Source organism: Streptomyces sp. NPDC005302 (genome assembly GCF_040607345.1).
Classification (GTDB): domain Bacteria; phylum Actinomycetota; class Actinomycetes; order Streptomycetales; family Streptomycetaceae; genus Streptomyces.
Genome location: NZ_JBEXGN010000020.1, coordinates 37,614 through 49,015, shown reverse-complemented (window position 1 = coordinate 49,015; position 11,402 = coordinate 37,614). Strand labels below are relative to the sequence as shown.

At 72.1% G+C, this 11,402-nt stretch carries 14 protein-coding genes; 6 read left to right on the top strand and 8 right to left on the bottom strand.

Annotated features, from left to right (window positions below):
• Nucleotides 1–36: 36 nt before the first annotated feature.
• A complete protein-coding gene (locus ABZT74_RS26240; RefSeq protein WP_356177218.1) occupies nucleotides 37–714 on the bottom strand; it encodes a transglycosylase family protein in 678 nt (225 codons plus the stop codon).
• 543 nt (nucleotides 715–1,257) lie between these two features.
• On the opposite strand from ABZT74_RS26240, the gene ABZT74_RS26235 reads away from it, so the two are divergent.
• Nucleotides 1,258–2,031, top strand: coding sequence for a hypothetical protein (locus tag ABZT74_RS26235; RefSeq protein ID WP_356177219.1), 774 nt, complete (start codon nucleotides 1,258–1,260; stop codon nucleotides 2,029–2,031).
• A gap of 267 nt (nucleotides 2,032–2,298) precedes the next feature.
• The gene (locus tag ABZT74_RS26230) at nucleotides 2,299–2,745 is read left to right on the top strand and encodes a hypothetical protein (protein ID WP_355874588.1); all 447 of its coding nucleotides are present in this window, start codon (nucleotides 2,299–2,301) and stop codon (nucleotides 2,743–2,745) included.
• A gap of 74 nt (nucleotides 2,746–2,819) precedes the next feature.
• On the opposite strand, the gene der is transcribed toward ABZT74_RS26230, so the two are convergent.
• From der to ABZT74_RS26200, 6 genes are all read right to left on the bottom strand, one after another.
• Nucleotides 2,820–4,298, bottom strand: a complete 1,479-nt coding sequence (gene der / locus ABZT74_RS26225; protein WP_356438635.1) for a ribosome biogenesis GTPase Der — start codon at nucleotides 4,296–4,298, stop codon at nucleotides 2,820–2,822.
• Nucleotides 4,299–4,376: 78 nt separating this feature from the next.
• A complete protein-coding gene (locus ABZT74_RS26220) occupies nucleotides 4,377–5,090 on the bottom strand; it encodes a lysophospholipid acyltransferase family protein (protein WP_355874594.1) in 714 nt (237 codons plus the stop codon).
• Nucleotides 5,048–5,743 carry a (d)CMP kinase gene (gene cmk, locus ABZT74_RS26215; RefSeq protein ID WP_355874597.1) on the bottom strand — a complete coding sequence of 232 codons (696 nt, stop codon included), beginning with the start codon at nucleotides 5,741–5,743 and terminating at the stop codon, nucleotides 5,048–5,050. Before cmk ends, ABZT74_RS26220 begins: the two co-directional genes overlap by 43 nt.
• A gap of 178 nt (nucleotides 5,744–5,921) precedes the next feature.
• Nucleotides 5,922–7,007, bottom strand: coding sequence for a prephenate dehydrogenase (locus ABZT74_RS26210; RefSeq protein ID WP_355874599.1), 1,086 nt, complete (start codon nucleotides 7,005–7,007; stop codon nucleotides 5,922–5,924).
• Nucleotides 7,004–7,366 carry a chorismate mutase gene (gene aroH / locus ABZT74_RS26205; protein ID WP_081223608.1) on the bottom strand — a complete coding sequence of 121 codons (363 nt, stop codon included), beginning with the start codon at nucleotides 7,364–7,366 and terminating at the stop codon, nucleotides 7,004–7,006. The genes ABZT74_RS26210 and aroH overlap by 4 nt, the downstream gene beginning before the upstream one ends.
• A 136-nt stretch (nucleotides 7,367–7,502) precedes the next feature.
• The gene (locus ABZT74_RS26200; protein WP_356177220.1) at nucleotides 7,503–7,934 is read right to left on the bottom strand and encodes a YidB family protein; all 432 of its coding nucleotides are present in this window, start codon (nucleotides 7,932–7,934) and stop codon (nucleotides 7,503–7,505) included.
• A gap of 186 nt (nucleotides 7,935–8,120) precedes the next feature.
• Here ABZT74_RS26200 and ABZT74_RS26195 point away from each other — a divergent pair, with 186 nt between their 5' ends.
• From ABZT74_RS26195 to ABZT74_RS26180, 4 genes are read left to right on the top strand one after another with little or no spacing between them, the layout of a single operon-like run.
• Nucleotides 8,121–8,822, top strand: a complete 702-nt coding sequence (locus ABZT74_RS26195; protein ID WP_356177230.1) for a hypothetical protein — start codon at nucleotides 8,121–8,123, stop codon at nucleotides 8,820–8,822.
• 25 nt (nucleotides 8,823–8,847) lie between these two features.
• Nucleotides 8,848–9,432, top strand: coding sequence for a DUF6529 family protein (locus tag ABZT74_RS26190; protein WP_356177221.1), 585 nt, complete (start codon nucleotides 8,848–8,850; stop codon nucleotides 9,430–9,432).
• Nucleotides 9,429–9,851, top strand: coding sequence for a Rieske (2Fe-2S) protein (locus ABZT74_RS26185; RefSeq protein WP_356177222.1), 423 nt, complete (start codon nucleotides 9,429–9,431; stop codon nucleotides 9,849–9,851). Before ABZT74_RS26190 ends, ABZT74_RS26185 begins: the two co-directional genes overlap by 4 nt.
• A 21-nt stretch (nucleotides 9,852–9,872) precedes the next feature.
• Complete coding sequence (locus tag ABZT74_RS26180; RefSeq protein WP_356177223.1) at nucleotides 9,873–10,625, top strand: nucleotidyltransferase domain-containing protein; 753 nt, start codon at nucleotides 9,873–9,875, stop codon at nucleotides 10,623–10,625.
• Here the strand turns inward: ABZT74_RS26180 and ABZT74_RS26175 are convergent.
• Nucleotides 10,622–11,401, bottom strand: a complete 780-nt coding sequence (locus tag ABZT74_RS26175) for a nucleotidyltransferase domain-containing protein (protein WP_356177224.1) — start codon at nucleotides 11,399–11,401, stop codon at nucleotides 10,622–10,624. The genes ABZT74_RS26180 and ABZT74_RS26175 overlap by 4 nt on opposite strands.
• Between the last annotated feature and the right edge of the window lies 1 nt (nucleotide 11,402).

Here is an 11,402-nt window from a genome sequence, read left to right as displayed (position 1 = left end):
GGGCGGGGCCCGTCACGCGGCGTGCGGGAGCGCGGCTCAGATGTCGAGGCGCTGTCCGGGCACGATCAGGTCGGGATCGCCGCCGATGACGGCCTTGTTGGCGGCGTAGATCTTCCGCCAGGTGGTCCCGTGCCGAGCGGCGATGACGCTCAGGGTGTCGCCCTCGCGGACGGTGTAGTCACCGCGGGACGCACTGCGGTTGGTGTGGGCCGCGGGGCGCTCCGGCGCCTTCGCGGGGGCCGACTTCGTCGTCGGCTTCGGTGTCGACTTCGGTGTCGACTTCGTGGCGGCCGTGCCTCCGGCCGAGGAGGCGGGTGCGCCTCCGTAGGCTCCGGCGCGGGCCGAGCAGGTGGGCCACGCCCCCCATCCCTGCGCGCGCTGCACCTTGCCGGCTACGGCGATCTGCGCGCTCCTGGAGGCCTGGTCGGCGGTCGGCGCGTAGGCCGTGCCGCCGTACGCGCGCCAGGTGCCGGCGGAGAACTGGAGTCCTCCGTAGTAGCCGTTGCCGGTGTTGATGTGCCAGTTGCCGCCGCTCTCGCACTGGGCGATACGGTCCCACACTCCACTGTCGGCCGCGGCGGCGTCGCCGGTGGCGGCGAGCACGCCGAGCGGGGCGAGCAGTGCCGCCCCGGCGAGAACCGCCGTCGTACGGGCCTTGTTCGCCGTACGGGCCTTGGAACTGTTGCCGTGAGCGCTATCGGCACATGCGGACATGTATTTCCCTCTCCGAACACCCGGGATCCCCCAAGGCCGAGGCGCGACGTGCCACGTGTAGGACGCGGTCGTCGCGCTCCGCCCCGTCCGCCGGAGGCTGTGCTGTGGTGCGGTCGTTCTGTGATCGGCCGGCGGACGTACCCGAGCGGTGCTCTGTGCACACGGCGGAGGAATCTAGGGAGCGGGGCGCCCTGGTATCAACCAATTCCCCGTCATTCGAGGCCAGTTCCCCGTTACCGCGGGTATCGTCGATTTTCAGCCACCCACTTCATGGGGTGATTTCATGATTTGTCGACCTGCCCCCTTGGTGACCTGTGAGCTACTTCACCCGTTCAACTTCCTCTGCACGGCGACAAGTTGACATGGAGTGACCGATTCCGGGCCGCACCTCACCCTGGGCGGCGGTTGGTTCGATTCCGTTCGCTCTCGAGCGTGACTCCGGCCACAGGTCACCCGTTGTCATCTTCATGAGCCGGGAACCCCCGGGTTCATGGGCCGGGCGCCACCCCGGCACCGCCACGCACCGCATCCCGAGGAGCCACCGTGCCGCGCATGCTCGACGTCGGCGACGACGTACGCGCCGAGATCGGCGACGAAGAAGCCGACCGGCTGCTCGCCGGAGAGAACGCCCCCGGCAGCTACGACTGCACGTCGTGCCGCACCCCGGGCGACTCGGAACAGGAGCGCACCAGCACGGTCCTGTTCATCGGCGACGAGACCGCCGTCCTCGCGTTCGCCCACGCCACCTGCCTGCCCTCGCAGGTCGTGCAGGTCACCGAGGAGCAACTGCAGGGCGCCGTCCGCTCCATCCACCCCGACGGCGATCCGACCGACACCTCGCCCGAGCAGGCCGTTCTGGGTGTCACCAGCGGACTCGTGCTGATCAACGGCGATCTGCACCCGGCGCTCGTGGTCGAGCCGACCGGCCCGATCGTGCGCCCCGGCTCGACCGACATCGGCGACGACTTCCTGCCGCTGCTGATCGAGCAGGGCTTCATGCCGGTGACCGAACTGAACGCGGTGCCGCCGGTCCTGCACGGCTGGTCCGTGCTGCTCGCCATGGGCCAGCTGCACGCCGTACTCCAGCCGGGCACCGGCGGCGGCTCCCCCGTCGCCTGGTGGCAGGCCCACCAGGCCCTCCAGGTCGCCGAGAGCTGGCGCGCGGCCGCCAACAAGCACCAGCAGGTGCTGCTGTTCGCGGCGCCCGTCGGCTCGATCGGCCGTCAGCCCCGTGAGGACCTGCTGCGCGACGCGCTCGACAAGGCGGCGGCCAACGGCAAGCTGGTCGCGGCCACGATGCCGCTGGCCGGCACCTGAGCCGACCGCGGTAGCGCGCCCGAACCCCCACGGCGGGCGCGCACCCGACCCCGCCGGGCATCCCCACACCCGGCGGGGCGCATCCTGCTGCGCGGGAGAGCCGAGAGCTCGGGAGCCGGGCGGCCGGGGGCGCGGGGACGGGCGCACCCGACGCGGACGGTCGTCCGCGCGGTCGCCCGCGCCCCCGCGAGCGCCACTCACTCCCGGTGACCTGCGAAATCAGTTGCCGGACCGCATCTGTTGCGCAGCGGGGTCGTTGGCACGTACGTGCACACCTACGACGCCCCCCGCCGCCGGCCCTTCCAGCCGGTACCCCCGTCCGGCTCGCCTCTACCGCTCCGTTCCGGCAGGGAGGTGGCGGCGTCCCGATCGGCCCAGGACGCCTCGGGCGGCCCCTCGGCCACGCCGATCTACGACGCGCTCTACGCCGAGTGGGTCCGCTCGTTCAGGACGCTGCCGGGCGACCGGCACGGCGAGGAGGAGCTGGGGTTCACGGCGTTCGGAGGGCTCGCGCGCGGTTCGAACTCGTACAGCCCGTCGAGTTCGTACAACTCCTACAGCTCGTACAGCGCGGGGGCGCACACCGCCCGGCAGATCGCGGCGCAGAACGGGCAGGGCGCGACCGCCGTCTGGCAGGCGGGCAGTCGTCAGCACAGCACCGGGATGCACCACATCCCGGCCGCGCTGCCGCCGGCACCGCGCCGGGGCCTGTGAGAAACGGTTCCCCACGCGACAACGGGTGAGGGGCGGCTCCATCCGGAGCCGCCCCTCACCCGTGTCACCGGACGCTACTTCTTCTTGTTGGCGCCGCGCTTCTCACGCACCCGCACCGAGATGTGGATCGGCGTGCCCGCGAAGCCGAACTCCTCGCGCAGCCGGCGCTCGATGAAGCGGCGGTAGCCGTGCTCGATGAAGCCGGAGGCGAAGAGCACGAAGCGCGGGGGCTTGGTTCCCGCCTGCGTGCCGAACAGGATGCGCGGCTGCTTGCCACCGCGGATCGGGTGCGGGTGGGCGGCGACCAGCTCGCCGAGGAAGGCGTTCAGCCGGCCGGTCGGGACGCGGGTCTCCCAGCCGTCCAGCGCCGTCTCGATCGCCGGGACGAGCTTCTCCATGTGCCGGCCGGTGCGGGCCGAGACGTTCACACGGGGGGCCCAGGCCACCTGGGCGAGTTCGGTCTCGATCTCCCGCTCCAGGTAGTAGCGGCGCTCCTCGTCGAGGGTGTCCCACTTGTTGAAGGCGAGCACGATCGCACGGCCCGCGTCGACGGCCATGGTGACGATGCGCTGGTCCTGCACCGAGATGGTCTCGGACCCGTCGATCAGGATGACCGCGACCTCGGCCTTCTCGACGGCGGCCGCGGTACGCAGCGAGGCGTAGTAGTCGGCGCCCTGCTGGAGGTGGACGCGCTTGCGGATGCCCGCCGTGTCGACGAACTTCCAGGTGATGCCGCCGAGTTCGATCAGCTCGTCGACCGGGTCACGGGTGGTGCCCGCGACCTCGTTCACGACGACGCGGTCCTCGTTGGCCACCTTGTTCAGCAGGGAGGACTTGCCGACGTTCGGACGGCCGATGAGGGCGATACGGCGGGGGCCGCCCACCGCGCCGCCGAAGGTCTGGGCGGGAGCCTCGGGCAGGGCCTCCAGGACGGCGTCGAGCATGTCGCCGGTGCCGCGGCCGTGCAGTGCGGAGACCGGGTGCGGCTCGCCGAGACCGAGGGCCCACAGGTACGAGGCGTCGGACTCGCCGCTCATGCCGTCGACCTTGTTGGCGCACAGGACGACGGGCTTGCGGGCCTTGCGGAGCAGCCGGACGACGGCCTCGTCGGTGTCCGTGGCGCCGACCTTGGCGTCGACGACGAAGACGACGGCGTCGGCGGCCTCGATCGCGTACTCGGCCTGGGCGGCCACGGACGCGTCGATGCCGAGGACGTCCTGCTCCCAGCCGCCGGTGTCGACGAGCTTGAAGCGGCGGCCCGCCCACTCGGCCTCGTACGTGACGCGGTCACGGGTGACGCCGGGCTTGTCCTCGACGACCGCCTCGCGGCGGCCGATGATGCGGTTCACCAGGGTCGACTTGCCGACGTTCGGGCGGCCGACGACGGCGAGGACGGGGAGCGGGCCGTGGCCCGCCTCTCCGATGGCGCCCTCGACGTCCTCGACGTCGAAGCCCTCTTCCGCGGCGAGCTCCATGAACTCCGCGTACTCGGCATCGCCAAGCGCCCCGTGCTCGTGCTCTGCCGAGCCCTCGGGCTGGATGTGGTCGTTCATGAAGTCCGTACCTCGTCGTTCCATCGTGGTGATCGGTGGAACGACCGCAAACCGGCCGATCCACTACTCAAGTGTCGCCTAACGCCCGGTGGGGCGCCCGGCGTTTTCCGGGCGTCCGGTGAGACGCCTGGCATGGTCCAGGTGGGCGCTGAGCTGCTTCTGGATGCGGCCGGTGGCCTCGTCCAGGGCGCTGCGGGTGCGCCGTCCGCTGCCGTCGCCCGCTTCGAAGGGGTCGCCGAAGACGACGTCGACCCTGCTGCGCAGCGGGGGCAGCCCCCTTATCAACCGGCTGTTCCGCTCGGAGCTTCCCAGCACCGCCACGGGGACGATCGGGGCGCCGCTGCGCACCGCGAAGTAGGCGAGACCGGCCCGCAGCGAGGCGAAGTCGCCGTCGCCCCGGGTGCCCTCGGGGAAGATCCCGAGGACGCCGCCGGACGTCAGGACGCCGAGGGCGTCGGTGATGGCCGTGCGGTCGGTGGTGTGGCGGTCCACCTTCAGCTGGCCGATGCCCAGCAGGAAGGGGTCGAGCGGCCCGATGAACGCTTCCTTCTTGATCAGGAAGTGGGTGGGCCGGGGCGCCACGCCCATGACCATCGGTCCGTCGATGTTGTGCGCGTGGTTCACGGCCAGGATCGCCGGGCCGGTCGCGGGGACCTTCCAGGCGCCGAGGACACGCGGCTTCCACAGCCCGTACATCAGGCCGACGCCGATACGGCGCCCGACCTCGGCGCCTCTCGCGGAGGGTGCGGTCACTTGGCGGCCCGCTTCTCCTCGACGAGGGTGACGACGCACTCGATGACCTGCTGGAGCGTGAGGTCGGAGGTGTCCACCTCGACGGCGTCGTCCGCCTTGGCGAGCGGGGACGTCTTGCGGCTGGAGTCGGCGGCGTCGCGCCGGATGAGCGCCTCGCGGGTCGCCGCGACGTCCGCGCCCTTCAGCTCGCCGCTGCGGCGGGCGGCGCGCGCCTCCGGGGAGGCGGTGAGGAAGATCTTGAGGTCGGCGTCGGGCAGCACGGTGGTGCCGATGTCCCGGCCCTCGACGACGATGCCGTCGGCGGCGGACGCGGCGAGCGTGCGCTGCAGCTCGGTGATCCGGGCCCGCACCTCGGCCACGGCGCTGACCGCGCTGACCTTGGAGGTGACCTCCTGCGTGCGGATCGGGCCCGCGACGTCGGTGCCGTCGACCGTGATGGTCGGGGCGGACGGGTCGGTCCCGGAGATGATCTCCGGCTTCCCGGCCGCGGAGGCGATCGCGGAGGGGTCCGTCACGTCGATGCCGTTGCTGACCATCCACCACGTGATCGCGCGGTACTGGGCCCCGGTGTCCAGGTAGCTCAGACCGAGCTTGGCGGCCACGGCCTTCGAGGTGCTCGACTTGCCCGTGCCCGAGGGGCCGTCGATGGCCACGATGACGGTCGGAGCGGTCCGGGCGGCGCCGTTTTCCACGGTGGGAACACCTTCCTGGTGCGGGGTGGAGGTCTGTGCGGGGCACGATCGCGCCCCGCACAAGGTTACTGGCTCCGCGGACCCCGTATTACTGGCCCTTCCCGGGCCCCGCGAGCGGGCCGTCCCCGCCCCGGTGCTCCGGGAGCCTGCCGGACCGCCCGCCCGGCCGGGACCGGGGTTACTGGCGCAGTGCCCAGCCGCGGTCCCGCAGCGCGGCGCTGAGCACCGGCGCCGCCTTCGGCTCGACCATCAGCTGCACCAGACCGGCCTGCTGACCGGTGGCGTGCTCGATGCGTACGTCCTCGATGTTGACCCCGGCCTGCCCCGCGTCGGCGAAGATGCGGGCGAGCTGGCCCGGCTGGTCGTCGATGAGGACCGCCACGACCTCGTAGGCGCGCGGCGCGGAGCCGTGCTTGCCGGGGACACGGACCTGGCCCGCGTTGCCGCGGCGCAGGACGTCCTCGATGCCGGTGGCTCCGTCGCGGCGCTTGGTGTCGTCGGCGGACTGCAGGGCGCGCAGCGCACGTACCGTCTCGTCGAGGTCGGCGGAGACGTCCGTGAGGAGGTCCGCGACGGGGCCCGGGTTGGCCGAGAGGATGTCGATCCACATCCGGGGGTCGGAGGCCGCGATGCGGGTCACGTCGCGGATGCCCTGACCGCAGAGGCGTACGGCGGCCTCCTCCGCGTGCTCCAAGCGGGCGGCGACCATGCTGGACACCAGGTGCGGCATGTGGGAGACGAGGGCGACGGCGCGGTCGTGGGCGTCCGCGTCCATCACGACGGGCACGGCACGGCAGTGCGACACCAGTTCCAGGGCGAGGTTCAGGACCTCGGTGTCGGTGTCGCGGGTGGGCGTGAGCACCCAGGGGCGCCCCTCGAAGAGATCGGCGGTCGCGGCCAGCGGGCCGGACTTCTCGCGGCCGGACATGGGGTGCGAGCCGATGTACGGGGCGAGGTCGAGGCCGACGGCCTCCAGCTCGCGGCGCGGGCCGCCCTTGACGCTGGCGACGTCCAGGTATCCGCGGGCGAGACCGCGGCGCATGGCGTCGGCGAGGGTGGCGGCGACGTGCGCGGGCGGCGCGGCGACGATGGCGAGGTCGACGGGTCCGGCGGGCGGTTCGTCGGTGCCCGCGCCCAGTGCGGCGGCCGTACGGGCCTGCTCCGGGTCGTGGTCGGTGAGGTGGACGACGACGCCGCGGGCGGCGAGCGCGAGGGCGGCCGACGTGCCGATCAGGCCGGTGCCGATGACGAGCGCGGTCCTCACTGGGCGATGTCCTTGCGCAGTGCGCCGGCGGCACCGAGGTAGACGTGCACGATCTCGGCGCGCGGCCGGTCGGACTCTATGTGCGCGAGGACGCGGACGACGCGCGGCATGGCCCCCTCGATGTCCAGTTCCTGCGCGCAGATCAGCGGGACGTCGACGATGCCGAGCTTGCGCGCGGCGGCTGCCGGGAAGTCGCTGTGCAGATCCGGTGTCGCCGTGAACCAGATGCTGATCAGGTCGTCCGTGGTGAGCGCGTTCCGCTCCAGGACGGCGGTGAGCAGCTCGCTGACCTGCTCGTCCATGTGACCGGCCTCGTCCCGTTCCAGTTGGACGGCGCCCCGGACCGCTCGTACCGCCACGGTGATGCTCCTCGCTGGTCTGCGTCTGTCGTCTCGTCACCAGCCTAGTCAGCGCCCGGAGCGGGAGTGCGCGGCGCCCGCCTGACGAGACGGCGCCGCGCACCGGACCCGGCTGTCCGCGAGCCGGGCCCCGGGGTCAGAGGGCCTGCTGCTTGATGAGGTCCTCGAGCGAGGTGCCGGACGGCATCTGCCCGCTCGGGGTGAGCTTGTCGACGGCCTGCGGCAGCGACCGGGCGATCTGGTCGGCGGCCTGCTGGGGGCTGACACCGTTCTGCTCGGCGACCTTCTGGAGGGTCTCGTCGGGCAGTGCCTCGGCGATCTGCTGACCGCTGACGGCCTTGTTCTCGCCGTTGCCGACCCAGGACTGCGCCTGGTCGACCAGGCCGGACTTGGTGAGCATGTCCATCAGGCCGCCCAGCGGACTGCCGCCGCCGCTTCCCGAGCCGCTGCCGCCGAGGGCTCCGAGCAGCGCGCCCAGGATGTTGCCTGCGCCGCCGTTGGAGGAGCCGGACGGGCCGCCTCCGCCGAGAAGGCCGCCGAGCAGACTGCCGAGATCGTTACCCGCCATGGTCCCGCCTTTCGTGAGTGCGGCCGGGGTGGAGGCGCCCACCCGGCCTCAGGCCCTGTCAATGTCACCGGAATCACCCCTTTCCGCCACTTGTGGTGAGAACGCCCCTGTGCGCCTCTGGACGCGGGGGCGCGGGTCCGCTCTCATGGCAGGAGACTCGCCTCGGGGGAGGCCCGTATGACCCGCATGAAGCGTCCAGGACCCCTTCTCACCCTTCTCGCGGGCCTCGTGCTCGGCGTGTTCCTGCTGTCGCTCAACGCGGCGACGGGGACGAGGACCGCGTCGGCCGACCAGAAGGACCCACGGGGCGCCACGGTGTCGCCCGCCGCACCCGGGGCCTCCGCGTCCCCGTCCTCACCGGACCGCTCGTCGTCGTCGCCCCGTTCGTCGTCCCCTTCCTCCTCGCCCACGGTCCGCCCGGTGCCCGACGCCGACTACGCGGGCCGCACCGACGACGACTCGTCGGCGGTCGCCGTCTCCCTGCGCGACGGGAAGGCGATCGCGTACTTCTGCGACGGACACGACAAGGAGTCCTGGCTGAAGGGCGACGTCGGCGGCGACGGGGTCATGAAGCTCACGAGCCGCGACGGCGCCGAGCTGAACGGCACGCTCGAGGACGGCAAGCGGATCCGCGGGGCCGTCGACCTCGGCGGCCGGCGCTATCGCTTCACGGCCGACCGGGCGGTCAAGCCGTCCGGTCTGTACCGGGCGACCTCGACCGTGCGCGGAGCGAAGATCGACGGCGGCTGGATCGTGCTGCCGGGCGGAAAACAGGTCGGCGTCGTCGACCGGGACGGCACCCCCTCGAAGGCTCCGGCGATCGACCCGGAGACCGGTGCCGTGACCATCGACGGACACAGGATCGTCGCGCGGCCCGTCACACCCTGACCCCCTCTCTCGCAGGGAGCAGCTCATGACCGTGGACCCGAACGCCGCCACCCGGGGCTTCCCCGTTCCGCCGCCCGCCCACCGCCGGCGCGGTGCGGCCCGCTATCTCGTCCCCGCCCTGGTCGCCGCCGCGGTCGCCCTCGGCCTCGGCGTCTACGGCAGACTGCACGACCCGGCCGGGACGGCCTTCAACCTCGCGGGCTTCAGCAGCACCGGCGCCGTGAAGTCGTGGCTCGCGACGGCCGCGTTCCTCTTCGCGCTCGTCCAGTTCGCGTCGGCGCTCATGATGTACGGAAAACTGCCGGGGCCGGGCTGGGCGGCGACGCTGCACCGGTGGTCGGGGCGGATCGCGTTCCTGGTGGCCGTGCCGGTCGCCGTGCACTGTCTGTACGCGTTGGGCTATCAGACGTACGAAACGCGCGTCCTGCTGCACTCGCTCCTCGGTTGCTTCTTCTTCGGTGCCTTCAGTGCCAAGATGCTGCTGCTCCGCTGGGAGCGCCTGCCCGGCTGGCTGCTGCCGATCGTCGGCGGCCTGGTCTTCGCCGTGCTCACGGCCATCTGGCTGACGTCCGCCCTCTGGTTCTTCCGTACGTTCGGAGTGACGACATGACCCACCGCTCGACGCGGCGCACCGTGATCCTCGCGACGGGGGCGTCCGCGCTGCTCGTGGGATGCAGCAAGTACGGGGACGAAGGCGGCTCGGACAGTTCCTCCGACAACACCTCGCCGAAGGCGTCCAGCGGCGAGAAGCTCGCTTCGACGGGCGACATCCCGGTCGGCGGCGGCAAGATCTTCAAGGACCGGAAGATCGTGGTGACCCAGCCGAAGAAGGGCGAGTTCAAGGCCTTTTCCGCGATCTGCACGCACCAGGGCTGCACGGTGAACGCCGTCGCGGACGGCACGATCGACTGCCCGTGCCACGGGAGCAGGTTCAGTGTCGAGAACGGCGCGGTGAAGGCCGGTCCCGCCCCGCGTCCGCTGCCCGCGGAGAAGATCGTCGTGGAAGGAAATTCGATCCGCACGGCGTGAGACGGCCCGTACGCTCCGGGCATGCGTTCAGAACCCGGCGCCCGGCAGCCCGGCGCGGCGTCCCCCGTCCCCCCGCTCTCCCTGGTGCGTGATCACACCGTCTACTCCTGTGTGACGGGGTCGCGGGCCTTCGGGCTGGCCACGGACGGCAGCGACACGGACCGCCGGGGTGTCTTCCTCGCCCCGACTCCGATGTTCTGGCGCTTCGAGAAGCCGCCGACCCACGTCGAGGGTCCGGCGGAGGAGCAGTTCAGCTGGGAGCTGGAGCGGTTCTGCGCGCTCGCGCTGCGCGCCAATCCGAACATCCTGGAGTGCCTGCACTCCCCCCTCGTCGCGTACACGGACGAGGTGGGACGCGAACTCCTCGCGCTCAGAGGGGCGTTCCTGTCCCGCCTCGTGTACGAGTCGTTCGCCCGCTACGCCCTCGGCCAGCGAAAGAAGCTGGAGGCCGACGTCCGGCGGCACGGCGTCCCGCGCTGGAAGCACGCCATGCATCTGCTGCGGCTCCTGATGAGTTCGCGCGATCTGCTGCGCACCGGGGTCCTCACGGTCGACGTGGGCGACCAGCGCGAACCGCTCCTCGCCGTGCGGCGGGGCGAGGTGTCCTGGGCCGGGGTCGAGACGTGGATGTCCCGGCTGGCGGCGGAGGCCGAGCAGGCGGAGTCCCGCAGCCCGCTTCCGCCCGGGCCGGACCACGCACGCGTGGAGGACTTCCTGATCCGGGTGCGCCGGGCCTCCGCGCTCCGGAACTCCGGCGCGCCGGACATGCCCTAGGAGAGCGTCGCGGCCTGCCGGTCGGCGTCGAGGCGGACCCGGACGACGTACTCGTGCAGGGCGTCACGCACGGAGGGGGCGTCGGGCAGCGCCGAGGCGTCCTGGGCCTCGTCGAGGACGCTGTGCAGCCGCTCCACGTCCGCCTCCACGCGCGCGCGGGGAACGTCCGCGGCCCCGTGCTCCCGCTCGGCCTTCTCGGCGATCAGGTCCGGCAGGTAGTCGGGGGAGGCGACCTGCCCGACGAGCGTCGGCAGATCGGCCTGGACCTCGCCGCTGCGCATGAGGTGGATGCCGGTGAGCAGCACACGGAACGTGTAGAGCAGCGGCTTGAGTTCGCCGGTCCTCTCGAAGAGCCGCCACTGCGTCGAGGCGAACCCCCGGTAGTGGTGGGCGTGATGACGGGTGAGGACGCCGGGGGCGAGCGAGACCAGTTCCCGGTGTTCGTCACCGGTGTGCACGACGAGCGGCGAGAGGAGCTGCTCCAGCACGTAGCCGTTGCGCCGCAGCATCAGCCGGACGAACTTGCGCAGGTCGTGGGTGACCAGGTCCATCTCGACGCCCTCGCGGAGCCACATGCGCGACCGGGTCTCCTCGGGCTCGCGCAGTCCGACCAGATCGGCCGTGGGCAGCAGATGGACACCGCGCAGGTCGACGTCGGAGTCGCGCGAGGGGAAGCCGTAGAGGTGCGCCCCGGAGACGGTGGCGAAGAGCACGGGGTCGGGCTGTTCGGCCACCACGCTCGCGAGGTCGGTACCGAGGTCCAGGGCGTCTGTCATC